This is a genomic window from Azotobacter bryophylli, assembly GCF_042643485.1.
GTDB classification, from domain to species: domain Bacteria; phylum Pseudomonadota; class Gammaproteobacteria; order Pseudomonadales; family Pseudomonadaceae; genus Azotobacter; species Azotobacter bryophylli.
The window spans coordinates 227,969-252,853 of the sequence record NZ_JBHRSJ010000001.1 but is presented as its reverse complement, the minus strand read 5'-3'; the positions used below and the strand labels follow the sequence as shown (position 1 = coordinate 252,853).

Below are 24,885 nucleotides of genomic sequence, written 5' to 3'. Positions count from 1 at the left end.
CCCTAGGCCTTGGGTGTGGCGACCTTGTCGCGCAGGTAGACCGGCTGGGCCTGCTCGGCCGGTACGCACTCGCCTCGCTGCCAGGCGAAGCCGGCCAGGGTCAGCAGGTCCAGGGCATGGGGTAGCAGGCTGGCATCCTGGGCGGCGACGGAAACCGGCATGCGCGCCGCATAGCCCCAGCCGGTGCCGGCGCCGAACCAGTCGCCCTCGGTCGCGCGCGGCAGGTCGACCTGTTCCGGCGGCAGCACGGCTTCGGCGCCGGCCAGACGCATCTCACCGCCCTCCAGGCGATAGCAGCCCCAGTAGACCTCGTCCATGCGCGCATCGATGGCCGCCGCCACCCGGCTGGCTCCCTGCTCGCGATGGGCGCGCTGGGCCAGCACCGCCAGGTTGGAGATGGGAAGCACCGGCCGCTCGAGCGCGAAGGCCAGCCCCTGAACCACGCCGATGGCGATGCGCACGCCGGTGAAGGCGCCAGGCCCGCGGCCGAAGGCGATGGCGTCCAGCGCCGACAGGGCGATCCCCGCCTCGTCCAGCAGGCCCTGGATCATCGGCAGCAGACGCTGGGCATGCAGGCGCGGAATCACCTCGTAATGACTGAGGACGCTGCCCCGGTGCAAAAGGGCGACGGAGCAGGCTTCGGTGGCGGTATCCAGGGCCAGCAGAGTGGTCATCGGGCGATCCGGTACAGAAAAAAGGCAGGCATTATAAACGCCCCGGACGCCATTGGCGCTGCCAGGACGGGGTCGATCGTCCGCCCCAAAACGCGAACGGCCCGCACGAGGCGGGCCGTCGTACATGCCGGGACGGAATCAGCCGAGGGCAGCGAGCACCTTGGCGGTGATTTCCTCTACCGAACCTATGCCTTCGACGCAGGAGTACTTCGGCTTGCCAGTTTCGGCGGCGAGCTTCTTGTAGAAGTCCACCAGCGGCTTGGTCTGGGAATGATAGACGGAAAGGCGGTGACGCACGGTCTCTTCCTTGTCGTCCTCGCGCTGGATCAGCTCCTCGCCGGTATGGTCGTCCTTGCCGGCCTCTTTCGGCGGGTTGTGCTCGGTGTGGTAGACACGGCCGGAAGCCGCATGGACCCGACGGCCGGACAGGCGCCCGACGATCTCCTCGTCATCCACGGCGATTTCCAGCACATTGTCGATATCGACCCCGGCTTCGCGCAGGGCTTCGGCCTGCGGGATGGTGCGCGGGAAACCGTCGAAGAGGAAACCCTTGGCGCAATCTGGCTGGGTGATACGCTCCTTGATCAGGTCGATGATGATATCGTCGGAAACCAGCCCGCCGCTTTCCATTACGCCTTTGACCTTGAGGCCCAGTGGGCTGCCAGCCTTGACTGCCGCACGCAGCATGTCGCCGGTGGAGATCTGCGGAATGCCGAATTTCTCGGTGATGAAACGGGCCTGGGTGCCTTTGCCGGCACCGGGCGCTCCCAGCAGAATCACGCGCATCGATGTAGCTCCTTAACTGATTATTAAAAACTTGGATTCGCCTGCAAGGCCAATCAGTGAATCGTTCGGCGCCACTCGGCAGCCAAAAAGGCTCTTCAAGATACACAGCTGACAGCATGGCGCACAAGGCACGGACCGTCGCAGGACGACCGCGCGCCCCGTCGCCAGCGAATGAGGCAGCGATGGTTCAGGGTCGCCGCAGGCCTTCTCCGAAGCCCGTCGGCAAGCGGATCGCCCCTCTCAGCCCGTATTGCGCAGACCGGCGGCGATTCCCGCCACGGTGACCAGCAACGCCTGCTCCAGCGGGGTGTCGGCCGGTTCTTCCTGGCGTCGGTAGCGAGCCAGCAGTTCGACCTGCAACAGGTGCAAGGGGTCCAGATAGGTATTGCGCACGCTGAAGGCCGCCAGGGTTTCCGGACTCTGTCCCAGCAGTCGTGTATGCCCGGTCAGGCTCAGGACAGCAGCGCACGCCTGCGACAATCTGCCGCGCATATGCTGACCCAATGTCCGCAGGGCAGGCTCCACCAGACGCTCGTCGTAGAGCCAGGCGATGCCAGCGTCGGATTTGGCGAGGACCATCTCCAGCATGTGGATGCGGCTGTCGAAGAACGGCCAGCGCTGGCGCATCTGTGCCAGCAGCTCGCCCTCCCCGCGCTGCAGGGCGTTGTCCAGGGCCGTCTCCCAACCCAGCCAGGCCGGCAGCATCAGGCGGGTCTGAGTCCAGGCGAAGATCCAGGGAATCGCCCGCAGGCTCTCGACACCACCGGCACGGCGCTTGGCCGGGCGGCTACCCAGCGGCAGGCGCCCCAGCTCCTGTTCCGGAGTGGCCTGGCGAAAGTAATCGACGAACTGCGGATGCTCGCGAACCACGGCGCGATAGGCGCTCAGGCCATCTTCGGCCAGCCGGTCCATCAGGGCCCGCCAGGCCGGCTCGGGCGCCGGCGGCGGCAGCAACGTCGCCTCCAGCACGGCGGCCAGGTAGAGGTTGAGATTCTGCACCGCGACATTCGGCAGACCGAACTTGAAACGGATCATTTCCCCCTGTTCGGTGGTGCGGAAACGTCCGGCCACCGAGCCCGGCGGCTGCGAGAGGATCGCCGCATGGGCCGGTCCGCCGCCGCGACCGACGGTTCCGCCGCGACCGTGGAACAGCAGCAGCTCGACCCCATGGCGGCGACACACTTCCACCAGGGCCTCCTGGGCCCGGTATTGCGCCCAGGCGGCCGCGGTGGTGCCGGCATCCTTGGCCGAGTCCGAATAGCCGATCATCACTTCCTGCAGGCCCTGCAGCCGCGTGCGATAGCCCGGCAGGCCGAGCAGCCGGTCGATGGCCTGGCCGGCGTTGTCCAGGTCGGCCAGGGTCTCGAACAAGGGCACCACACGCATCGGCCGGGCGAGTCCGCACTCCTTGAGCAGCAGCTGCACGACCAGCACGTCGGAAGCCGCCCTGGCCATGGAGATGACATAGGAACCCAGCGACGCCGCCGGGGCCGCCGCCACCTCGCGGCAGGTGGCGAGGACCTCGGCGGTCTCGGCGGAGGCCGGAAAGCTAGCCGGCAGCAGCGGCCGGCGGCTGTCAAGTTCCCGTTGCAGGAAGGCGCAACGGGCCTCTTCGTCCCACTCGGCGTAGCGGCCGAGCCCCAGGTATTCGGTGATCTCGCTGAGCGCCTCGCTATGCCGGGTGGCATCCTGGCGGATATCCAGGCGGCCGAGAAACAGCCCGAAGGTGGCCGCCCGGCGCAGGCAATCGAGCAACGGACCGTCGGCGATCACGCCCATGCCGCAGGCATGCAGAGAGCGATAGCACAGCTCCAGCGGCTCCCGCAGGTCGCGATTGTCCTGCAGCACCGAATCCGCTCGCGGCTGCTCGCCCTGCAGCAGGGCCGCAGCCCAGCCGCGAGTGGCACGCAGGCGTTCGCGCAGTCGCTTGAGCAGGGCCCGGTATGGCTCTCGGCGATCGCTCACCCGGGCCAGCAGCTCGTCGCTCGCCTCCTGCATGGACAACTCGGCGGCCAGCTGGTCGATGTCCCGCAGGTAGAGATCGGCCGCCATCCAGCGCGCCAGCAGCAGCACCTCGCGGGTCACCTGTGCGGTGACGTTGGGATTGCCGTCGCGGTCGCCGCCCATCCAGGAAGCGAAGCGGATCGGCGCCGCCTGCAGCGGCAGACGAAGTCCGGTGGCCTGCTGCAGCGCCCGGTCGACGCTGCGCAGGAAGGCCGGAACGGCCTGCCACAGCGAATGCTCGAACACCGAGAAGCCCCACTTGGCCTCGTCCACTGGGGTCGGCTTGGCGCGCCGGATCTCGTCCGTGTACCAAGCCTCGGCGATCAGGCGCTGCAAGCGCGCGCGGATCTCGGCGTTCTCGTCCGGCGACAGGTCGCGGTGGTCCAGGGCGCCCAACTGCGCGGCGATGGCCTCGTACTTGCGGATCAGGGTGCGGCGAGTCACCTCGGTGGGATGGGCGGTGAGCACCAGCTCGATATCCAACCGACCGAGCTGCCGGGCCAGCGCGTCCGCCGAATGCCCGCCGGCCAGCAGGCGGCCGAGCAGCTCGGGCAGGGCACGGTCCGCGAAGGGCACCGGCTCCTCCGTGCCGCGACGACGCACCTCGTGGTACTGCTCGGCGATGTTGGCCAGGTTGAGGAACTGGTTGAAGGCCCGGGCGACCGGCAGCAGCTCCTCCTCCCGCAGGCTGTCCAGCGTGCCAGTCAGCTGCTCCGCCCCTTCTGCCGAGCCGCGCCGGGCCGTCTTGGCGCCCAGACGGATGCGTTCGATCTTGTCGAAGAAGGTTTCTCCGTGCTGGTTGCGAATGCATTCCCCGAGCAGTTCCCCCAGCAGGTGGACGTCCTCGCGCAGACGAGCGTCGATCTCCAGCATGGTGCCCTCCAGGAGCGAAAGTGCGGCGGTCCATTGAACGAAACGGAAAATCACGGCTCAGAGGCAAGGGAGCCAGCATGCCGGCATTTCGCTGATGGCAGCGCTGCGCTTATAGCGAACCTGAGCTAGGCTGAATCTAGCAGGCTCTTGGATATATTCAGCACAGGCTTGCGGATATTGCGTTCGATCAACCTCGAATGCAGGAGAGGCTTCATGAAGATTCGCGAACTCATCCATCACTGGGAGCGCAACGCCAGGGGCCGTCTGACGAGCAACCGCTACCAGATCCACCTGGACGTGGAAGCAGCGGCGCGGCTAGCTGCCCTGACGGAGATGTATCCCAAGCGCAACACCGAGGAGCTGCTCGGCGAACTGATCAGTGCGGCGCTGGAGGAAGTGGAGGCCAGCATGCCCTATGTGCCGGGCAGCCAGATCGTCGCCACCGACGAGCAGGGCGATCCGCTATACGAGGATATCGGCCCGACGCCGCGCTTTCTCGCCCTGTCCCGCCGCTATCTGCAGAAATTGACCGCACAAAGCGAAGGCGCCAGTCACTGAGGCTCGGCGCGTGCCTCGAGCAGGCGCCGGTAGAGTTCCGCCATGTCGGCGGAGAACGCCACCAGCAGGGCCCGGCGCAGAGAGCTGTCCCCCGGTCGGGGCTTCTGCAGCTCGGCCACCGCGATGGCCGCGGCCTGTTCCGCGGGATAGCCGTAGATGCCGCAGCTGATCGCCGGGAAGGCGATGCTGGAGAGCTTGTGCGACTCGGCCAGAGCCAGGGCGTACCGATAGCAGGCGGCGAGCAGCTCCGCCTCGCTCTTACCCCCTCCCTGCCAGACCGGCCCCACCGCGTGGATCACGTATCGCGCCGGCAGACGAAAGCCCGGCGTAAGCCGCGCCTCGCCGGTCGGGCAGCCACCGAGGCCACGACAGTGGGCCTGCAGCTCCGGCCCCGCCGCGCGGTGGATGGCGCCATCCACCCCACCGCCGCCGAGCAGGCTGGAATTGGCGGCATTGACCACAGCATCCACCGCCAGGGTGGTCAGGTCGCCCTGCCAGACCTCGATCTTCATCGCTCGACCTGAGGGGGCTCCTGCCCCATGCAACGCACGGCTTGCTTCTGGTCGTTGACCAGCACGCCGGTGAGTCCCTTCTGCTCGGTGTCGAACAGCACCACCACGCCATCCACGCACTGAGCCACCTGCCGTGCCGGTTTTAGGCTCACCCGGTAGTCCTCGCCCGGGATGGTCTTGAGCATGGTGAAATCCGCCAACAGCAAGGCATCTTCCGGCCTGGCCATGTGCAGATAACCGTAGTAGCCGAGGACCGCCACCGTGCCGATGACGCTGCCGACGGCGGTGAGGATCAGGGGGATGGGATTGCTCACGCTCATGGGGAACTCTCTTCAACGGGTAATTCGACCAGCCGCTTCAGACCGCTCAAACGCTGCGGGTCGGCGAGGAAGCGCAGCATCACCTGCCGCCAGATGGGCTCGGAGAAAGTCTGCACGTGGCCGCCGCGGGTCGGCTGGAAGATGCGCGGCGGGAGCGCAGCTTGATACAAGCGTACGCCATTGGAAAGGGGCACTAGGGTATCGTCGATGCTGTGGTAGATCAGCACGGGCAGGCCGTCCAGCTTCGGCATGGCCCGGACGGCGCTGTCCCCATCCGGCACCAGCCAAGACAGCGGCACCTGCAACGGCCAGGTCAACCAGGCGTTGCCGAGCGTATAGCGCGCCACCTCCCGGTAGCTGGCAGGCACGCCGTCGAGCACCAGGGCACTGAGCCGTGCCCGGTCCTCTTCGTGCGCCGCCAGGTAATGCACGGCCAGCGCACCGCCCAGGCTCTGCCCGAGCAGTACAAGCGGCTTGCCCTGCACCTCGGGCGCCTGCGTGAGCCAGGCGAAAGCCGCCTGCACGTCCTGATAGACCGCCGGCAGACTGGGCGAGCCCTCGGACAGACCGTAGCCGCGGTAATCCAGCATCAGCACCTGCCAGCCCTGCTCAGGCAGCCACCAACTGCCGCCCAGGTGCCAGGCCAGGTTGCCGCCGTTGCCGTGCAGGTACAGCACCGTGCCCTTCACCTCCTGCCCTGCCTTGGCCGGCAGCCACCAGGCATGCAGGCGCGTACCATCGGCGGCCTCCAGGTAGAGATCGCGGAACTCCAGCCCGGCCTTGGCGGGCGTCAGGGGCAGGCCGGAGACCGGATAGAAGAGCAGCGAACTGCAGCCGTTCGCGAGCAGCGCCGCAGCCAGCAGAGCCAGCCGCAGCAGCGATCGCACGACCATCACTTGCCGCCGCCGAGCTGGTCTTCGCGGGCCTGCCAAGTCGCCTCGTAGACCCGCTCGGCCAGGCGCGAGAACGGCAGACTCTGGATCCATACGCTGCCGGTGCCCTTGAGGGTCGCCAGGAGAATGCCCTCGCCGCCGAACAGCATGCTCTTCAGGCCGCCGGCCAGAGCGATGTCGTAATCGATGCCGTCGGTGAAGCCGACCAGGCAGCCGGTGTCCAGGCGCAGGGTCTCGTCCTTGAGCTCCTTGCGGATCACCGTGCCACCGGCGTGCAGGAAGACCAGGCTGTCGCCGGACAGCTTCTGGAGGATGAATCCTTCGCCGCCGAAGAAGCCGGCGCCGATGCGCTTGCTGAAGCTGATGCCGATCTGCGTGCCGTGGGCGGCGCAGAGGAAGCTGTCCTTCTGGCAGACCAGCCGCCCGCCGACCCGGCTCAGATCCACCGGTACCACGGTGCCAGGATAGGGTGCGGCGAAGGCGACCCGGGCCTGCCCCTTGCCGTGGTTGGAGAAGTGGGTCAAGAACAGCGACTCGCCGGTGAGCATGCGCTTGCCCATGCCCCACAGCTTGCCCAGCACGCCACCCTCGGAGCCGTCGCCCATGCGGGTCTCGAAGCGGATGCCTTCGGTCATGTAATTCATCGCCCCGGCCTCGGCGATCACCGTCTCGCCGGGATCGAGGATGATCTCCACCGTTTGCGCCGATGCGCCGAGAATTTCGTAGTCGAGCTGATGACTGGACATGGGATTTCCTTTCTGGCTGCAGGCCAGGCGACCAGGCCGGGCCCGCACGACCTCGCCGAATCAAAGAATGTTCGCGTAGTCCGCTTCGATGCGGTCCAGGCTCAGGTGGTTGAGGAAGTTGGAGAAGCACATCCAGGCGGACAGGGCGTTGAGGTCGCGGAACTGCTCCGGCAGATACTTCGGCGGCACCACCACGCCCTGGTCCACCAGTTGGCGCAGGATGCGCATGTCCTCCAGGGTGGTCTTGCCGCAGAACAGCAGCGGGATCTGCTCCAGCTTGCCCTTGCGGACTGCCAGCTGGATGTAGTTGTAGATCAGGATGAAGCCCTTGAGGTAGGACAGATCCTTGGTGAACGGCATGCCTTCCGGCGTCGAGCCGCGGAACACCCGGCTGGTGTTGCCGTAGCTGTCCTCGGCGCTGTAGCCCTGATCGCGGAAGAAGTCGAAGATCTCCAGGAAATGGGCACCCTGCTCGGCCATGTGGATGGCACGGGTACGGTTGGTCAGCTTGCGCAGCCGGGTCGGATAGGATGCGAAGGCGATCACCTCCATCAGAATGGCCAGGCCCTCCTGGGTCACTGTGGAGGACGGCGGGCCCTTGGCCAGGAAGGTGCAGATCGGCTGATTGAGACCGTTCAGGGTGGTGCCGACGTGCACCAGCCCCTCGTGTACCTCGAGCGCCCGCACATCTCGGGCGTTGAACATGGCGTCGCGGCGGATCTTGATGTAGTCGGCGCCCGCAGCGGCGTCGGCGACGATGCCGTCGGACTCGAACACCCGGATCACGCTCTCCTCCTCGCCGAACACCCGATTCAGGCGGTCCTGCAGCATGCTCACGGCATCGCTGGCGGCGAGGTTCTTCGGCTCGTCCTTCAGGTCGCCGCGGTCGGCGATGTTGTTCAGGTAGTCGGACAGCATCAGGCCGAGGTCCGCCAGGGTCGGGTCGCCGGCATGGAAGGCATCCGAGGCGGCGCCATAGAGCTCCTCAGAAATCAGGCCGAAGTCCGCCGTGCCACGCGCCTCGAGCATGCGGATGACCATGCGGTACTCCCTGCACATCCGCCGCATGATCTGGCCGACCGGATTGAACTGGCCGAGCTGGCGGGTGATGTCCCGCTCGATGACCTGGAATTCCTGCTTCTTCGCCACCGAGTCGAAGGACAGCGGCCGGCTCTCGTAATAGGCCCGGTCGACCGCCGGAAGCTTGCGGAAGCCTCCGGCGAAGAAGCCATCGCGGATGCTGTCGTCCCACTTGACCGCATCCAGAACCCGGATCGGCGTCTGCGCCTCTACCAGGCGATCGGACAGGCTGCGGATGATCTGCAGGTAATCGTCGTTCTTGCGTCTACTGCTCATCGAACTCTCACTGGACGACGCGCCCCGAACGCGCCACCTCGATAAAACGTTGGCAGGATCGTCCAGATAAGCGAGGGCTTTGTCCAGTACAGCTTGCGATGCGAACGGCCACCGTGGCGACGTTTCGACCAGCACCCCGGGCAAACCTCGCCGCGCGTCGCTGGCAGGTCGATGCCTGCCCGCATGCGCGGCAACGACTTCGTCAGCGAAACCGATCCGGCGACAGGCGAGACGCTATGCCCGTCCCTTCCCGTCCGGGCATCGTCAGAGCCCCAGCACCAGATGCATATAGCGCCTGAGGATGGACATCATCTCCTCGCGATCCAGATGCTCAGGCCCTTCCAGCAGGCCCTGGTACTCCATGCGCCCGATGATGCCGGTCAGTACCCGCGCATCCTGCTCCGGATGCTGCGAGCCGAGGACGTGGAAGAAATGGATCACCCCCTGCTGCAGGATCTTGCGGTGAGCCCGCGCCATCTCGTGCAGCCGTGGGTTGAGCAGCGCCTCCTGCTGGAAGGCGCTCTCGGCGACCATTTCGCTGCGTCGGTTCTGCAGCTGATCGTGGACGTATTCCACCGCCAGTCGGGCGATTTCCTCGGCCAGTTGGCGGCGTGACTCGACGCTACCGTCCAGCTTGCCGACCTGTTCGAGCAGCAAGCCCTGGGTGCGATCCCAGAAGCCTGCCTTATAGGCAGCACTGCGCTCGACGAACTGGGCGAAGGTATCCGTCAGCAGATCGTCGATGTCTTTGAAGTAGTAGGTGGTGGCGGATAGGGGTACCTGTGCCTCGGCAGCCACCGCCCGGTGGCGTACGGCACGCACGCCATCGCGGACGATGATGCGCATGGCCGCATCGAGAATCGCCTGACGGCGTTGCTCGCTACCGCGACGGCTGGCCTTGCGGCCATGGTACTGGACACTGTCGGCAACAGCGCTGGCCACCCGGGCAGCGCTCTCCTGCATCATGCTGAAATGGGTCAAGACGGGCATCCTTTTCCAACTAAGACCTGGTTCCATTGTTAGGACTTTCTCCTTGGGAAGCAATCCATTGAACGGCAATTTCCCATGGGTGGAACTTCAAGCATATTGCAAGAGAAAAGAATGCGGAAGGCCGTTCTACCTGCGGGACCAACTGGCGCGAACGCTATCCAAATGCCATCAGAGAGTCTTCTTCCGGCCAAGATGCAGGGCCTCGAAGAACCATTCGCCCATAAAAAATGCCCGCACGGGGCGGGCATTTTCGGACGGAGCGTTGCTCGTCAGAGTTCCGGGCGCATGTGCGGGAACAGGATGACGTCGCGAATCGACGGGGCGTCGGTCAGCAGCATGACCAGACGGTCGATACCGATACCCTCGCCCGCGGTCGGCGGCATGCCGTACTCCAGGGCGCGCACGAAGTCGGCGTCGAAGTGCATGGCTTCGTCGTCGCCGGCGTCCTTGTCCTTGACCTGCTGGTGGAAGCGCTCGGCCTGGTCTTCGGCGTCGTTCAGCTCGGAGTAGGCATTGGCGATCTCGCGGCCGCCGATGAACAGCTCGAAACGGTCGGTGACGCTCGGATCGTCGTCGCTACGGCGCGCCAGCGGCGAAACTTCGAAGGGGTAGCGGGTGATGAAGGTCGGCTGCTCCAGCCTGTGCTCGACCAGTTCCTCGAAGATCAGCGTCTGCAGCTTGCCCAGGCCTTCGAAGCCCTTAACGTCGGCGCCGGCCTTCTTGGCGATGGCACGGGCCCTGTCGAGGTCCTGCAGGTCCTCGGCGGAGATGTCCGGGTTGTACTTGAGGATGGAGTCGAACACCGACAGCCGGGCGAACGGCTCGCCGAAGTGGAACACCTTGCCCTGGTAGGGCACGTCGGTGGTCCCCAGCACCAGCTGCGCCAGCTCGCGGAACAGCTGCTCGGTGAGGTCCATGTTGTCCTCGTAGTCGGCATAGGCCTGGTAGAACTCGAGCATGGTGAACTCGGGGTTGTGCCGGGTCGAGACGCCTTCGTTGCGGAAGTTGCGGTTGATCTCGAAGACCTTCTCGAAGCCGCCGACCACCAGACGTTTGAGGTACAGCTCGGGCGCGATGCGCAGGAACATCGGCATGTCCAGCGCGTTGTGGTGGGTTTCGAAGGGCTTGGCCGCGGCGCCGCCGGGGATGGTCTGCAGCATCGGCGTCTCGACCTCGAGGAAGCCGCGCTCGGCGAGGAACTTGCGAATGTGGGCGATGATCTGCGAACGCACACGGAACGACTGGCGGGTTTCCTCGTTGACGATCAGATCGACGTAGCGCTGGCGGTAGCGCTGTTCGGTATCGGTCAGGCCGTGGAATTTGTCCGGCAACGGGCGCAGCGATTTGGTCAGCAGACGCACGTTGCTCATGTGCACATAGAGGTCGCCCTTGCCGGAGCGGGCCAGGGTGCCCTCGGCGGCGATGATGTCGCCCAGGTCCCAGTGCTTGATGGCTTCCAGGGTTTCGGCCGGCAGGCTCTTGCGGTCCACGTAGACCTGGATGCGTCCGCTCATGTCCTGGAGGACCATGAAGGCACCGCGGTTGAGCACGATGCGACCGGCGATTTTGACCGGAATGGCCGCTGCCTCCAGCTCTTCCTTGCTCTTGTCCGCATACTGCTTCTGCAGTTCGCCGGCCAGGCTGTCGCGGCGGAAGTCGTTGGGGAAGGCGTTGCCCTTGGCGCGCTCGGCGGCAAGCTTTTCCTTGCGCAGGGCGATCAGGCGGTTTTCTTCCTCGTGAAGGGCATGCTCGTTCAGCGGTTGTTCACTCATGGTCGTCGTTGGTTCCAAATGTGACGGGCCAGACTCCGGCCCAGCCGTTGGGTCGCGTCACGGCCGACGCGGCCCAACCTTCGAAAAATGCTCGGTTACAGGCCCTGCTTGAGGCTGGCCTCGATGAACTCGTCCAAATCGCCGTCCAGCACCGCATCGCAGTTGCTGTTCTCGATACCGGTACGCAGGTCCTTGATGCGCGACTGGTCGAGCACGTACGAGCGGATCTGGTGACCCCAGCCGATGTCCGACTTGCTGTCTTCCAGGGCCTGGGAGGCGGCGTTGCGCTTCTGCACTTCCAGTTCGTACAGCTTGGCCCGCAGCATCTTCATGGCACGGTCCTTGTTCGAGTGCTGGGAACGCTCGTTCTGGCAGCTCACCACGGTATTGGTCGGCAGGTGAGTGATCCGCACCGCCGAGTCGGTGGTGTTCACGTGCTGGCCACCGGCGCCCGAGGAGCGGTAGGTGTCGATGCGCAGATCGGCCGGGTTGATCTCGATCTCGATGTTGTCGTCGATTTCCGGTGAGGCGAACACCGCGGAGAACGAGGTGTGGCGGCGGTTGCCGGAGTCGAACGGGCTCTTGCGCACCAGGCGGTGCACGCCGATCTCGGTACGCAGCCAGCCGAAGGCGTACTCGCCGCGCACGTGCACGGTGGCGCTCTTGATGCCGGCCACCTCGCCCTCGGAGAGTTCGACGATCTCGGTATCGAAACCGTGCTTGTCGGCCCAACGCAGGTACATGCGCAGCAGCATGTTGGCCCAGTCCTGGGCCTCGGTGCCGCCGGAGCCGGCCTGGATGTCCAGGTAGGCGTTGTTGGCGTCCATCTCGCCGCTGAACATGCGGCGGAACTCCAGCTTCTCGAGGATGCCGCGTAGACGCTCGACCTCGACGGCGACGTCGTTCACCGCGGCTTCGTCGTTCTCTTCGGCCGCCATTTCCAGCAGATCGCCGGAATCGGCCAGACCGCCGTCCAGCTCGTCCAGAGTCTCGACGATCTGCGCCAGCTGGGCGCGCTCGCGACCCAGGTTCTGGGCGTATTCCGGGTTGTTCCAGACGTTCGGGTCTTCGAGCTCGCGCTCGACTTCGGTCAGGCGATCACGCTTGTGATCGTAGTCAAAGATACCCCCGAATGGTCTGGGTGCGTTCGGAAAGGTCCTTGATGCTGTTCAGGATCGGATTGATTTCCATGGCAGACGGCACTCACGGCTAAAACTTGGGAAAAGCCCGCGAGTATACCCGACTCGCCTCGCAAGCTCATCCCGTAGGTCGACTTCGTTCGTCTTTGAAGCGAACCGGGTGCGAGCGCGCGAGACGCCGGCAGCCTCAGTCCGAGTCGGGCACCTGTCGCGCCGGCGTGCCGGGATGGGTCGCCCGGAGATACTGGGCCGGCCAGGGCACCGATCTGTCTTCGAGGAAGTCGGCGGCATGCAGCGGCCAGTAGGGGTCGCGCAACAGCTCGCGGGCGAGCAGGATCAGGTCGGCCTGGCCGGTGCGCAGGATGTGCTCAGCCTGGGCCGCCTCGGTGATCATGCCCACGGTGCCGGTGGCGACGCCCGCCTCCTGGCGCACCCGCTCGGCGAAGCGGGTCTGGTAGCCAGGACCGACGGGGATTTCCGCGTTGGGTGAGGTACCGCCGGAGGATACGTCGACGAGATCGACGCCCAGCGACTTCAAGCGGCGCGCCAGCTCCACCGTCTCGTCCGGATTCCAACCGTCCTCCACCCAGTCGGTGGCCGACAGGCGGACGAACAGCGGCAACTGCTCCGGCCAGACCTCCCGCACCGCCCGGGTGACCTCCAGCAGCAGCCGGATACGGTTGTCGAAGCTACCGCCGTACTGGTCACGGCGCTGGTTGGAGAGCGGCGAGAGGAACTGGTGCAACAGATAGCCGTGAGCGGCGTGCACCTCGGCCACCTTGAAGCCGGCGGCCAGGGCGCGCTCGGCAGCCTGCACGAAGCACTGGACGACATGGGCGATTCCCGCCTCGTCGAGCTCGGTCGGCACCGTATGGCGGGGGCTGAAGGGGATCGCCGAAGGGCCGAGCGGAATCCAGCCGCCCTCGGCGATGGACAGGCTGCCCGACTTGCCCAGCCAGGGCTGCCAGGTGCTCGCCTTGCGTCCGGCATGGGCCAGCTGGATGCCGGGCACCGAGCCCTGGGCGTCGATGAAGCGGGTGATGCGCAGCAGCGGCTCGATCTGCTCGTCGCACCAGAGCCCCAGATCCAGCGGCGAGATCCGCCCCTCGGGGGCGACTGCGGTAGCCTCGATCAGCACCAGACCGGCACCCCCCACCGCCCGGCTGCCCAGGTGCACCAGATGCCAGTCGTTGGCCAGACCGTCCTTCGCCGAATACTGGCACATGGGCGATACGGCGATGCGGTTGGGCAGGGTCAGCTGGCGCAGGGTGTAGGGCTGGAAAAGTCGGGTCATGGCGGTTCTCGTCACGTCTGGGGAGCCTATGAACATACTCCATTAAAGACGCTTTCGTCCGGCCGCGCCCGCTCCGCTAGCGCGCCGCGAGATGCGTCACCAGCAGCTGCACGCTCTCCTGCCCGCGGAATTCGTTGACGTCCAGCTTGTAGGCCAGCTCGGCCCAGCGTACGGTCGGGTTCGGCCACTGCTCGCGGTCGACGTTGAAGGCGATGGCGTCCAGCTGCCGGCTGCCGCATTCGGTGCGCAGCACCATCTTCAGGTGGCGCTCGCCGACCAGGCGCTGCTGGACGATCTCGAACACGCCGTGGAACAGCGGCTCGGGGAAATGCTGGCCCCAGGGCCCGGCCTGGCGCAGGGCTCGGGCCAGCTCCAGGTGGAACTCCTCGGCTCCCAGCTGGCCGTCGGAGAGCAGACGCCCAGCCAGATCCTCCTCGGCGAGCTGGCGGCGCACCTCGGCATCGAAGGCTGCGCTGAAGGCGCCGAAGTTGGCCTGCGGCAGCGACAGGCCGGCGGCCATGGCGTGCCCGCCGAACTTGCTGATCAGCCCCGGATGGCGCGCAGCCACGGCATCCAGCGCGTCGCGGATGTGGAATCCGGGAATGGAGCGCGCCGAGCCCTTCAGCAGACCATCGCCGGCATCGGCGAAGGCGATGGTCGGACGGTGGTAACGCTCCTTGAGGCGCGAGGCGAGAATGCCGATCACCCCCTGGTGCCAATCCGGCTCGAACAGGCAGAGACCGAACGGCAGCTGCTCCGTCGGCAGGTCCCTGAGCTGGGCCAGGGCTTCGCGCTGCATGCCCTGCTCGATGGCCTTGCGGTCCTGATTGAGGGCGTCCAGTTGCACGGCCATGTCGCGGGCCAGGGGCTCGTCCTCGCAGAGCAGGCATTCGATGCCGAGGGACATGTCGTCCAGCCGTCCGGCCGCGTTCAGGCGCGGGCCGAGGATGAAGCCGAGATCGGTGGAGGTGATCCGCCGATGATCGCGCCCGGCCACTTCCAGCAGCGCGCGCAATCCGGGCCGGGCCCGGCCGGCGCGGATGCGCGCTAGGCCCTGGTGAACCAGGATGCGGTTGTTGGCGTCCAGCGGCACCACGTCGGCGACGCTGCCGAGGGCGACCAGATCAAGCAGTTCGGCCAGGTTCGGCTCGGCGATGCCGCGCCGCGCGAACCAGTCCCGCTGGCGCAGCCGGGCGCGCAGCGCCAGCAGCACGTAGAAGATCACCCCGACCCCGGCCAGGGCCTTGCTCGGGAAGTCGCAGCCCGGCTGGTTGGGATTGACGATGGCGTCCGCCGCCGGCAGCTCCCGGCCCGGCAGGTGGTGATCGGTGACCAGCACCTTGAGCCCGGCGGCCTTGGCCGCGGCCACGCCGTCGATGCTGGAGATGCCGTTGTCCACCGTCACCAGCAGATCGGGCCGACGCTCCAGGGCCACGGCGACGATCTCCGGGGTTAGACCGTAGCCGTACTCGAAACGGTTCGGCACCAGGTAATCCACCTGGGCAGCGCCGAGCAGCCGCAGGCCGAGCACGCCGACCGTGCTGGCGGTGGCGCCGTCGGCATCGAAATCGCCGACGAAAAGGATGCGCTGGCGCTTCTCCAGCGCCTCGACCAGCAGATCCACCGCCGCCTCGATACCCTTGAGCTGCGAGTAGGGCATCAGCCGTGCTAGCCCCTTGTCCAGCTCGGCGGCCGACTGCACGCCGCGGGCGGCGTATAGCCGGGTCAGCAGCGGCGGGAGGTCGCCCAGGTCGGGCAGGGTTTCGGGAAGTGGACGGGGCTCGATGCGCATGGCTGATCGGTACTCAAAGAGGCTGTTGCGAAAGTGCGTACTCCGGCGATCAGCGCTCGCCGAGCAGCCATTCCAGCGGAATCTCGTGCTGGCCGCGCTCGTCGGTGACGAACAGGGTGCCGTCACTGATCATCATGGCCCACTGGATGCTGCGCGGCAGGTCACGGGCCAGCTCGGCCAGCGCCTCGCTCCCGACGGCAGCGATGGAGAGGTTCTTCAGCCCCTTCACCGCGTCCACTACCCTGCCCTGCCAGACTCTGAGACTGCCGTAGGCCAGCAGGCTGACGCGCTCGGCGCGGCGCGAACACCAGGTCAGGCGCTCGGCATCCGGCTGCCCGACCTCGATCCAGTGCAGCACCCGCCCATCGAGGCTCTTCTCCCACAGCGCTGGCTCGTCCACGTCGGACAGGCCGCGGCCGAAGGCCAGTTGCTCGTGGTACCAGAGCGCATAGGCGATCAGGCGCACCGCCAGACGCTCCTCGGTCTCCGAGGGATGGCGGGCGACGGTGAAGCGCAGGTTCTCGTAGACCCCGCGATCCAGGTCGGTGAGGTTGAGTTCGACTTTGTAGGGGGTGGCTTGCAGAGCCATGGCGGGCATCATCCGATCCGAGGGGCGGCAAGTGTAACCCCGCGGAGGCCGCCGGTCAGCCGCCGAACAATTCGACCCGATCGCGGCCGTTGGCCTTGGCTTGGTACAGCGCCCGGTCGGCCGACGCCAGCAGACGCGACAGGTCGTAGCCGACTCGCTCCGCCGAGGCCACGCCGATGCTGACGCTGATCCGCACCCGCTCCTCGAAATGCAGCTCGCCACACTTCTGCCGGATGCGCTCGGCTACCTGCACGGCCACCGCCGGATCGGCGCCCGGCAACAGGCAGGCGAACTCCTCGCCACCGATTCGCCCGCAGACATCATGCTGGCGAATACCCAACGCCAGCACTTGGCCGAAGGCGATGAGCACGGTGTCGCCCGTGGCATGGCCGTGACCGTCGTTGATCCGCTTGAAATGGTCCAGGTCGCAGAGCAGCAAGGCTGCCGGCCGCCCCTCGGTGGCACAGCGGGCAAGCCGGGCCACGGCGGTTTCGGTGAAGGCCCGGCGATTGCCGATGTCAGTGAGCGGATCGCGCTCGGACACGACGCGATAACGCTGCTCGGCACGCTCGCGAACCATGGCCAGGGTGACGAAGGCGATACCGATGGAGATCAGAAAGTTTTCCAGGAGACGCCAGATCAGGAAGCCGCCACTCTCGCTGGTCCAGGTCGGCTCGATGGTCTGGCCGCGGTACAGCAACACTAGGCCGATGCAGAACAGCGCATGGAACGACAGCATCCCGATGGCAGGCGCCACGCTAGCTCCCACCTGCCGGCGCGCGATCCACAGTTCCCAGATGGCCAGCGCGGTGTAAACAACGGAGATCAGGGTTCCCACGATCACCCGCAAAGTCAACGACTCGTGGAAGTATGGCCACAGGCACAGCAGCCCCCATAGCAGAGCACCGCCAGTGACGCCCGGCCACCAGGGCCGCCGACCGACGAACACCCGCATCGCCGCCCAGCCCATTCCGGTCGCCAGGCGCATCAGGAGGTTGCCGAACACCATGGACAGGCCGTCCACGCCGATTCCGCGCAGGCTGATCACCAGAGCCCCCAGCGCCGCCAGCAGGAGCATGCCGGCCATATAACCGAGGGTCGGTTCATTGGCGCTTCGCCACCAGGCATGCAGCATCAAACCGCCGAGCAGGGTCAGCACATAGATGTCCAGCAACAGAAGCGTGGGCAGATGCAGAGTCATAGGCGATGCACGCAAGGCAAGCACCGGCAGCCAGCCGGGGCGCCGGACGGCACAGGAGGCTGTTCTGGCCGGCCGCCAATCATTGGCTCGATGGTTCCGGATTGCCCCACTCTACCTGTGCCATATTGCTATTTGCCAGTGCCCCCGGAGCGGTCCGGCCGCTGGAGCCGGTGGCGGCTTGCCGAAGCCGAGGATACAGGCGAGATGGGGAGGCCGGCACTGGCAGAAACGAAAAGCCCCGCATCTCCGCGGGGCTTTCCTGTCTCGCATCGCCATCAGAACGATGCGCACTGCTTGGTGCATTGTCCGTGCTCCAGGGCAGCGATCACTCTGGGATCGAGACGTCCTTCCAGAATGCGCACGTCGCGATGGAGTCCGTCGACCACATCGATGAGCAGGCGTCTGTCCACCAGCTCGGCCCGGTAGACCAGGCGTTCGAGCATCACGTCTCCCTTTGCGTCGCATAACGTCAGCAGCCGGCTTCCATCCGGGCGAGCCGTTCCCATGCTTACCTTGTAAGGCGCCAGCGCCTCGATCAGCAGTTCGCTCGTGCTATCCATGTCAATACCTCGAGTTATTGGAATTCTGCCCATGGCCGATAAGTGACCCCGGCGGAACGGGGAAAGTTTCAGGCGCGCTGTTGCCCGTCCGGAAAAACGAAACCCGCCGGAAGGCGGGTTTCTTGGGGCTCAGAGCGGCTTGCCGCGATTGCCATGCTGGCTGACGAACTCCTGCACGGCCTTCAGCTGGTTGGCCAGCACTGTGCAGCGCTCGGGCCGCTGGAACAGGTCGGCTAGATGCGGCGGCAGTGCCGGGGCCAGGCCGATGCCGGCCTTCTCCACCGCATCGGGGAACTTGACCGGATGCGCGGTACCCAGGATGACCATGGGGATGGCTAGGCTGCGCCGACATTCGCGGGCGGCCCGCACGCCGATGGCGGTGTGCGGATCGAGCAGCTCGCCGCACTCCTCGCGGACTTCGGCGATGGTCCGGCAGGTCTGCTCGTCGTCGACCGCCAAGGAGTCGAACAGCTTGCGTGCCTCGGTCCAGCGGTCGTCCTCGACGGACAGCTTGCCGGTGGTCTTGAAGCCGTCCAGCAGCTGCGCCACCAGTTGGCCGTTGCGTCCGTGCAGATCGAACAGCAGACGTTCGAAGTTGGAGGAGACCATGATGTCCATGGACGGAGACAGGGTCGGGTGCAGGGTGTCCTTGTCGTACTGGTTGCCGCTCATGAAGCGGTGCAGGATGTCGTTGCGGTTGGTGGCGACGATCAGCTGGTTGACCGGCAGCCCCATGTTGCGCGCGAGATACCCGGCGAAAATGTCGCCGAAATTGCCGGTCGGCACCGAGAAGGCCACCGAACGGTGCGGCGCACCGAGTTGGAGGGCCGCATGGAAGTAGTAGACGATCTGGGCCATGATCCGCGCCCAGTTGATCGAGTTGACCGCCACCAGCCGCGTGCCCTTGAGGAAGCCCTGGTCGGCGAAGCTGGCCTTGACCATCTCCTGGCAGTCGTCGAAGTTGCCTTCGATGGCGATGTTGTGGATGTTGTCGCCGAGGATGGTGGTCATCTGCCGGCGCTGCACCTCTGAGACGCGGTTGTGCGGGTGCAGGATGAAGATGTCCACGTTCTCGCAGCGGCGGCAGCCTTCGATGGCCGCGGAGCCGGTGTCGCCGGAGGTGGCGCCCATGATCACCACGCGCTCGCCGCGCTTGCTCAGCACGTAGTCGAGCAGGCGGCCGAGCAGTTGCAGGGCGAAGTCTTTGAAGGCCAGGGTCGGGCCATGGAACAGCTCGAGCACCCACTCGTTGCCGCTCAGTTGACGCAGCGGGGCCACGGCGCTGTGGGCGAACACGCCATAGGTCTCTTCGAGGATCTGCTTGAAGTCCGCGTCCGGGATGCTGCCGGCGACGAACGGGCGCATCACCCGGAAGGCCAGTTCGTGATACGGCAGGCCAGCCCAGGAGGCGATTTCCTCCACGGTGAAGCGCGGCAGGTTTTCCGGCACGTAAAGACCGCCGTCGCTGGCCAGGCCGGCGAGCAGGACGTCTTCGAAATTCAGGGCCGGAGCCTGGCCGCGGGTGCTGATATAGCGCATTTATTCAAACCTTCGCTGTGGGCGGCGGGTCGCCGGGACCCGCCATCGGTTCAATTCAGTTGTTCGACGCGGATGCGCACGACCTTGCCGGCCACGCCTTCGAGGGCCTCCAGGGCGGCGATGGCGTCGTCGATGCGCTCCTCGCGAACCCGGTGCGTGACCAGGATCATCGGCACCAGGCCGTCCTGCTCCTCGGCTTCCTTCTGCATGATCGACTCGATGTTGATGCCGCGCGCGGAGAGAATGCTCGCCACCTGGGCCAGCACGCCCGGATGGTCCTTGGCCTGGATACGCAGATAGTAGGCACTCTCGCAGGCGCCGATCGGCAGGATCGGGTGGTCGGACAGGGCATCCGGCTGGAAGGCTAGGTGCGGCACACGGTTCTCCGGATCGGAGGTCATGGCGCGCACCACGTCCACCAGGTCGGCCACCACCGCCGAAGCGGTCGGCTCCATGCCGGCGCCTGCGCCGCAGAACAGTGTCGAGCCCACGGCGTCGCCGTTGACCATCACCGCGTTCATCACGCCGTTGACGTTGGCGATCAGTCGGTCGGCCGGAATCAGGGTCGGGTGCACGCGCAGCTCGAAGCCCTCCTCCGTGCGACGGGCCACGCCCAGGTGCTTGATGCGGTAGCCCAGGGCCTCGGCGTAGCCGACGTCGGCGCTGGTCAGCCGGGTGATGCCTTCGGTGTAGGCCTTGTCGAACTGAAGCGGGATGCCGAAGGCGATGGAAGCAAGGATGGTCAATTTGTGCGCCGCGTCGATGCCCTCGACGTCGAAGGTCGGGTCCGCTTCGGCATAGCCCAGCGCCTGGGCTTCCTTGAGCACGTCGTCGAAGGCCCGGCCCTTCTCGCGCATCTCGCTGAGGATGAAGTTACCGGTGCCGTTGATGATGCCGGCCAGCCAGTTGATGCGGTTGCCGGCCAGCCCCTCGCGAATTGCCTTGATCACCGGGATGCCGCCGGCCACGGCTGCCTCGAAGGCGACGATCACGCCCTTCTCGCGGGCCTTGGCGAAGATCTCGTTGCCGTGCACGGCGATCAGCGCCTTGTTGGCGGTGACCACGTGCTTGCCGTTTTCGATGGCCTGGAGCACCAGATCTCGGGCCAGGGTGTAGCCGCCGATCAGCTCGACGACGACATCGATCTCCGGGTTGTCCACAACCGCGAAGACATCTTCGGTGATGGGGGTACCGGAGATATCGCATTTCGGGTTGGCACTACGCATGGCGATCTGGGCGACTTCGATCCCGCGCCCGGCACGGCGGGCGATCTCCTCGGCGTTGCGTTTGAGCACATTGAAGGTGCCGCCACCGACGGTACCCAGTCCACAAAGGCCTACTTTGACCGGTTTCACGCTGAAACTCCCCATCTCACAGCAGAAAACGGCCGGGCGCACCCCGACCGCAGAAAAGAGCCGCACATTACGAAGCGATCAGACTTTAGTCAATTGGCGCAGCGACCGGCGTCGGCCCGACCGTCTCAATCGGCGGTCAAGCCCAGTCTCTCGTGCCACTCGGCCAGGGACTCGTCCGGGTACCCGTCGAAGAAACGGTCACCCGCCTGTCGCTGCACTTCGACCCAGGCCGGCTTGTAGGCCAGCATCAGATGGGTGTGCTCGGGCGGCACCGGCAGCTCGCTGTCGATGGCCGAAGCGTGCGGGTGGACCAGCTCCGGCCAGTTCGGGTCCCAGAGCCAGAGCGCGCTGCCGCAGTGCTTGCAGAAATATCGATGACCGGAGCTCAGCTCGATCCTGCCGGTGGCTTCGTCGGCAATGCGGGCACGATAGACCGACAGATGTTCGCGTCCTTCGACGGTCAGGGTCCTGTAATCGCCGCCCAGGTTGATCGCATAGCCACCGCCCCCTGCCGTCTTACGGCAGATAGAGCAATAGCAGCGCATGAACGGATAGGGCTGCACGGACTCCAAGGAGAAACGCACAGCGCTGCAGTGACAGGAGCCTTCGAGGCGCATGGGATCTCCTCGCAAAGAGCCCGAGCCGCAATGGCGGCTCGCCGACCTGTTACTGCATTAGACGGAGTCCGCTCCGCCGGCAAGGCCGTCAGTCGACGGCAGCCTGCGCCTTCAGCGCCGCTTCGGCCAGCTGAGAGGCCGGCTGGTAGCCCGGGATCATCTGACCATTGGCCAGAATGATGGCCGGGGTGCCCTGGACGCCGATCATCTGCCCAAGCGCGAACTGCTTGGCCACTGGGTTCTCGCACTGGGCCTCCGGCAGCTTGTCCCCGGACTTGGCCTCGTTCATGGCCTCACGGCGATCCTTGGCGCACCAGACGTTGACCAGCTCCTTATAGCCGGGAGAGCCGATGCCCTGGCGCGGGAAGGCGGCATAGCGCACTTCGATGCCGAGCCGGTTCAGCTCCGCGACTTCGCGGTGCAGCTTCTGGCAATACGGGCAGTCGGTATCGGTGAATACGGTGACGTGGGTCTTCGGCTGCCGAGGTGAGAACACCACCAGCTCGCTGGCCGGGATGGCATCGATGGTCTTGGCCACCGCCCGGGTTTCCGCCAGCTCGGTCAGGTTGCTCGGCTTGCCGTCCTTGATCTGGTACAGGTTGCCCTGCATCACGAACTGGCCGTCGGCGCTCGCGTAGAGCAGACGGCCGCCCTTCAGCTGAACCTGATAGAGCCCGGCCATCGGACTCGCGGCGATGGACTCGATGGGCAGATTCGGCTGCATGTCCTGCAGCGTCTTGCGAATGACCTGCTCGGGCTCGGCGGCGAAAGCCAGGGAGCCCGCAAGGCCGAGGGCTGCGACAGCGAAAAGGGAGGAAACGCGCATGAATACTCCGAAACGAGGATGCGAATCGACAGAGCCTATCACAGGCAGGATATCGGGACGGCGAGCAGAGTCCCGGTCCGAGATCAACCGCGCGGATGATGCCGCGCATGCAGCTCCTGCAGGCGTGCCCTGGCGATATGAGTGTAGATCTGGGTGGTCGACAGATCGCTGTGCCCGAGCAGCATCTGCACCACGCGCAGGTCGGCGCCATGGTTGAGCAGATGGGTCGCGAAGGCATGGCGCAAGGTGTGGGGCGACAGGGTCTTGCCTATGCCGGCCACACGGGCGTGATGCTTGATGCGATGCCAGAAGGTCTGACGGGTCATCTGCTCGCCCCGCAAGCTGGGAAACAGGACATCGCTCGGTCGCCCTCCGAGCAGCAGCGGCCGGGCTTCCCGCACGTAGCGCTCCACCCAGCTGATCGCCTCCTCACCCAGGGGCACCAGGCGCTCCTTGCTACCCTTGCCGAATACCCTCACCACGCCCTGCCGCAGATTCACCTGCTCGAGAGTCAGGCCGACCAGCTCGCTGACGCGCAGGCCGCAGGCATAGAGCACTTCTAGCATGGTCCGGTCACGCAGACCGATCGGGTCGTCGGGATCGGGCGCCGTCAGCAATGATTCGACATCGGCCTCGGAGAGGGATTTTGGGAGGGCACGCCCCAGCTGCGGCATCGCGATCTGAAGGGTGGGATCGACCGCTATCACGCCCTCACGCAGCAAGTAACGGTAGAAGCCACGCAGACCGGACAGAAAGCGCGCCGTCGAGCGCGACTTGTAGCCGGCATCCAGGCGCCAGGCCAGATGATCAAGGATCAGCTCGCGCCCCACATCGACGAGATCCAGACCGCGCTCCTGCAGCCAGCCGTTGAATAATGCTAGATCACTGCGATACGCAGCTTGTGTGTGTGCCGACAGCCCCTTCTCCAGCCAAAGGGTATCGAGAAAGCGATCAATCTGCGGATGATCCATGAAGGTCAGGCTCAGGCGTCCTCGGAGCGTTCAGGCAATGCCGGTCGAGCAGCGGCTTGGACATTGGCACAGAAGCCTCGGACCGCCTCTCGTTTTTTAGCAAGGAAAAATCGGCAGGACCGGAACCGCTCGATTTTCCTAGCCCGTGACAACAAGGCAGAAAGCCGCGCCACAAGACTCTACGACACCGAAGTCCTTGCTCCTTGGGAATATCACGTTTTCCCAGATGGACGGGGCCCCGCCACCGCTCTGCGCAGACTATCGTTTTGATGCACAGCCGAGCCAGCAAGCTGGTTATCGGCGCTGCCCGCTATCAGACAGGCAAAGAAAAAGCAGCCGGATGGCTGCTTTTTCGATCTTCCCGATACTGGCGTATGAATCAGGCCAGTTTTTCCTTGATGCGAGCAGCTTTGCCGGACAGATCGCGCAGGTAGTACAGCTTGGCCTTGCGAACGTCACCGCGACGCTTCAGGGTAACGCTGTCGACCAGCGGGCTGTAGGTCTGGAAAGTACGCTCCACGCCAACGCCATTGGAGATCTTGCGCACGGTGAAGGCGCTGTTCAGGCCGCGGTTGCGCTTAGCGATGACCACACCTTCGAAGGCCTGCAGGCGCTGACGGTCGCCCTCCTTCACCTTCACTTGAACGATCACGGTGTCGCCCGGGGCGAACGCCGGAATCTCTTTGTTCATCTGCTCAGCTTCGAGCTGCTGAATGATCTTGTTGGTCATCTGAGTGCTCCTAAGACAAACCTCAGGTTTGCCATCGATACGTTAACTATCGTTCCGCTGGCGAATGTATTCCGCCAACAGCATTTGCTCTTCTCCAGAAAGCGAGCGGCTATCCAGAAGATCGGTGCGACGTTCCCAGGTCCGTCCAAGGGACTGCTGCAAGCGCCAGCGCCGGATGTGTTCGTGGTTGCCGCTGAGCAGCACCTCGGGAACACCTTTGCCCTCATACACCTCAGGGCGGGTGTAATGCGGACAGTCGAGTAGGCCGTCAGTGAACGAGTCCTCCTCGGCAGAGCCTGCATGCCCTAACGCTCCGGGCAGCAGCCGTGTCACAGCATCGATCAGCACCATGGCCGGCAGTTCGCCACCGGACAGTACGTAGTCGCCGATCGACCATTCCTCGTCGACGTACGCTTCGATGACACGTTCGTCTATACCCTCATAGCGACCCGCGATGAGGATCAAGGCCTCTTGCTGCGCCAGTTCGCGAACCGCCTGCTGTTTCAGCTGACGGCCTTGCGGCGACAGATAGATCACCTTTGCATGCGCTCCGGCTGCCTGCTTGGCAGCGTCCAGCGCACGCTCCAGAGGCTGGATCTTCATCACCATCCCCGGACCTCCGCCGAAAGGACGATCATCCACCGTCTGGTGGCGGTCCTCGGTGAAGCTCCGAGGATTCCAGCAGTTCAGCTTGAGCAAGCCCTGCTTCACTGCACGGCTGGTGATACCATATTCAGTAATGGCGGCGAACATCTCCGGAAAGATGCTGATGACCTCGACCTGCATGG

General features: G+C 65.5%; 24 protein-coding genes. 1 reads left to right on the top strand and 23 read right to left on the bottom strand.

Annotation, left to right across the window (positions count from 1 at the left end):
• Nucleotides 1-2 precede the first annotated feature (2 nt).
• From tsaB to ppc, 3 genes are all read right to left on the bottom strand, one after another.
• Entirely contained in the window at nt 3-674 is a 672-nt protein-coding gene (gene tsaB / locus ACFOJE_RS01230) for a tRNA (adenosine(37)-N6)-threonylcarbamoyltransferase complex dimerization subunit type 1 TsaB (RefSeq protein ID WP_377812403.1), read from the bottom strand.
• 138 nt (nt 675-812) lie between these two features.
• A complete protein-coding gene (adk, locus tag ACFOJE_RS01225; RefSeq protein ID WP_377812402.1) occupies nt 813-1,460 on the bottom strand; it encodes an adenylate kinase in 648 nt (215 codons plus the stop codon).
• Between the two features lie 240 nt (nt 1,461-1,700).
• Nucleotides 1,701-4,337 (bottom strand): phosphoenolpyruvate carboxylase, encoded by a 2,637-nt coding sequence (ppc, locus tag ACFOJE_RS01220; RefSeq protein ID WP_377812401.1) that lies wholly within the window; start codon nt 4,335-4,337, stop codon nt 1,701-1,703.
• A 213-nt stretch (nt 4,338-4,550) separates the two neighbouring features.
• On the opposite strand from ppc, the gene ACFOJE_RS01215 reads away from it, so the two are divergent.
• Complete coding sequence (locus ACFOJE_RS01215) at nt 4,551-4,895, top strand: pilin assembly protein (protein WP_377812400.1); 345 nt, start codon at nt 4,551-4,553, stop codon at nt 4,893-4,895.
• On the opposite strand, the gene ACFOJE_RS01210 is transcribed toward ACFOJE_RS01215, so the two are convergent.
• The 20 genes from ACFOJE_RS01210 to trmD all read right to left on the bottom strand — a co-directional run bounded on the left by ACFOJE_RS01210 (nt 4,889) and on the right by trmD (nt 24,883).
• The gene (locus ACFOJE_RS01210) at nt 4,889-5,407 is read right to left on the bottom strand and encodes an O-acetyl-ADP-ribose deacetylase (RefSeq protein WP_377812399.1); all 519 of its coding nucleotides are present in this window, start codon (nt 5,405-5,407) and stop codon (nt 4,889-4,891) included. The two genes, ACFOJE_RS01215 and ACFOJE_RS01210, sit on opposite strands and share 7 nt — an antisense overlap.
• Nucleotides 5,404-5,727, bottom strand: coding sequence for a hypothetical protein (locus ACFOJE_RS01205; RefSeq protein WP_377812398.1), 324 nt, complete (start codon nt 5,725-5,727; stop codon nt 5,404-5,406). Before ACFOJE_RS01205 ends, ACFOJE_RS01210 begins: the two co-directional genes overlap by 4 nt.
• Nucleotides 5,724-6,620: an alpha/beta hydrolase gene (locus ACFOJE_RS01200; protein ID WP_377812397.1), complete on the bottom strand. Its 897-nt coding sequence runs from the start codon at nt 6,618-6,620 to the stop codon at nt 5,724-5,726. Before ACFOJE_RS01200 ends, ACFOJE_RS01205 begins: the two co-directional genes overlap by 4 nt.
• Nucleotides 6,620-7,366: a TIGR00266 family protein gene (locus ACFOJE_RS01195; protein ID WP_377812396.1), complete on the bottom strand. Its 747-nt coding sequence runs from the start codon at nt 7,364-7,366 to the stop codon at nt 6,620-6,622. The genes ACFOJE_RS01200 and ACFOJE_RS01195 overlap by 1 nt, the downstream gene beginning before the upstream one ends.
• Nucleotides 7,367-7,426: 60 nt before the next feature.
• Nucleotides 7,427-8,722, bottom strand: coding sequence for a flavohemoglobin expression-modulating QEGLA motif protein (locus ACFOJE_RS01190; RefSeq protein ID WP_377812395.1), 1,296 nt, complete (start codon nt 8,720-8,722; stop codon nt 7,427-7,429).
• Between the two features lie 264 nt (nt 8,723-8,986).
• Entirely contained in the window at nt 8,987-9,688 is a 702-nt protein-coding gene (locus ACFOJE_RS01185) for a TetR/AcrR family transcriptional regulator (RefSeq protein WP_377812637.1), read from the bottom strand.
• A 293-nt stretch (nt 9,689-9,981) separates the two neighbouring features.
• The gene (lysS, locus tag ACFOJE_RS01180) at nt 9,982-11,484 is read right to left on the bottom strand and encodes a lysine--tRNA ligase (RefSeq protein ID WP_377812394.1); all 1,503 of its coding nucleotides are present in this window, start codon (nt 11,482-11,484) and stop codon (nt 9,982-9,984) included.
• A gap of 95 nt (nt 11,485-11,579) precedes the next feature.
• Nucleotides 11,580-12,675, bottom strand: a protein-coding gene (gene prfB, locus ACFOJE_RS01175; protein ID WP_377812393.1) for a peptide chain release factor 2 whose coding sequence is annotated in 2 segments (ribosomal slippage) — nt 11,580-12,602 and nt 12,604-12,675 — 1,095 coding nt in all. Because the reading frame shifts where the segments join, the coding sequence is not laid out codon by codon here.
• A 135-nt stretch (nt 12,676-12,810) separates the two neighbouring features.
• Nucleotides 12,811-13,917, bottom strand: coding sequence for an NADH:flavin oxidoreductase/NADH oxidase (locus tag ACFOJE_RS01170; RefSeq protein WP_377812392.1), 1,107 nt, complete (start codon nt 13,915-13,917; stop codon nt 12,811-12,813).
• 76 nt (nt 13,918-13,993) lie between these two features.
• Nucleotides 13,994-15,709: a single-stranded-DNA-specific exonuclease RecJ gene (gene recJ / locus ACFOJE_RS01165; RefSeq protein WP_377812391.1), complete on the bottom strand. Its 1,716-nt coding sequence runs from the start codon at nt 15,707-15,709 to the stop codon at nt 13,994-13,996.
• Between the two features lie 49 nt (nt 15,710-15,758).
• Nucleotides 15,759-16,298 (bottom strand): YaeQ family protein, encoded by a 540-nt coding sequence (locus ACFOJE_RS01160; protein ID WP_377812390.1) that lies wholly within the window; start codon nt 16,296-16,298, stop codon nt 15,759-15,761.
• 55 nt (nt 16,299-16,353) lie between these two features.
• Nucleotides 16,354-17,499: a GGDEF domain-containing protein gene (locus tag ACFOJE_RS01155; protein WP_377812389.1), complete on the bottom strand. Its 1,146-nt coding sequence runs from the start codon at nt 17,497-17,499 to the stop codon at nt 16,354-16,356.
• Nucleotides 17,500-17,774: 275 nt separating this feature from the next.
• Nucleotides 17,775-18,059: a DUF3509 domain-containing protein gene (locus ACFOJE_RS01150; protein WP_377812388.1), complete on the bottom strand. Its 285-nt coding sequence runs from the start codon at nt 18,057-18,059 to the stop codon at nt 17,775-17,777.
• A gap of 129 nt (nt 18,060-18,188) precedes the next feature.
• Nucleotides 18,189-19,598 carry a threonine synthase gene (thrC, locus tag ACFOJE_RS01145; RefSeq protein WP_377812387.1) on the bottom strand — a complete coding sequence of 470 codons (1,410 nt, stop codon included), beginning with the start codon at nt 19,596-19,598 and terminating at the stop codon, nt 18,189-18,191.
• Nucleotides 19,599-19,648: 50 nt separating this feature from the next.
• Nucleotides 19,649-20,953, bottom strand: a complete 1,305-nt coding sequence (locus ACFOJE_RS01140) for a homoserine dehydrogenase (RefSeq protein ID WP_377812386.1) — start codon at nt 20,951-20,953, stop codon at nt 19,649-19,651.
• A 125-nt stretch (nt 20,954-21,078) separates the two neighbouring features.
• A complete protein-coding gene (locus ACFOJE_RS01135) occupies nt 21,079-21,570 on the bottom strand; it encodes a GFA family protein (protein ID WP_377812385.1) in 492 nt (163 codons plus the stop codon).
• Between the two features lie 88 nt (nt 21,571-21,658).
• A complete protein-coding gene (locus ACFOJE_RS01130; protein WP_377812384.1) occupies nt 21,659-22,396 on the bottom strand; it encodes a DsbC family protein in 738 nt (245 codons plus the stop codon).
• A gap of 83 nt (nt 22,397-22,479) precedes the next feature.
• Nucleotides 22,480-23,367, bottom strand: coding sequence for a site-specific tyrosine recombinase XerD (gene xerD / locus ACFOJE_RS01125; protein ID WP_377812383.1), 888 nt, complete (start codon nt 23,365-23,367; stop codon nt 22,480-22,482).
• Nucleotides 23,368-23,746: 379 nt separating this feature from the next.
• Nucleotides 23,747-24,097: a 50S ribosomal protein L19 gene (gene rplS / locus ACFOJE_RS01120; protein ID WP_377812382.1), complete on the bottom strand. Its 351-nt coding sequence runs from the start codon at nt 24,095-24,097 to the stop codon at nt 23,747-23,749.
• Nucleotides 24,098-24,139: 42 nt separating this feature from the next.
• On the bottom strand, nt 24,140-24,883 hold the full coding sequence (gene trmD, locus ACFOJE_RS01115) for a tRNA (guanosine(37)-N1)-methyltransferase TrmD (protein ID WP_377812381.1): 744 nt from the start codon (nt 24,881-24,883) through the stop codon (nt 24,140-24,142).
• Nucleotides 24,884-24,885 lie beyond the last annotated feature (2 nt).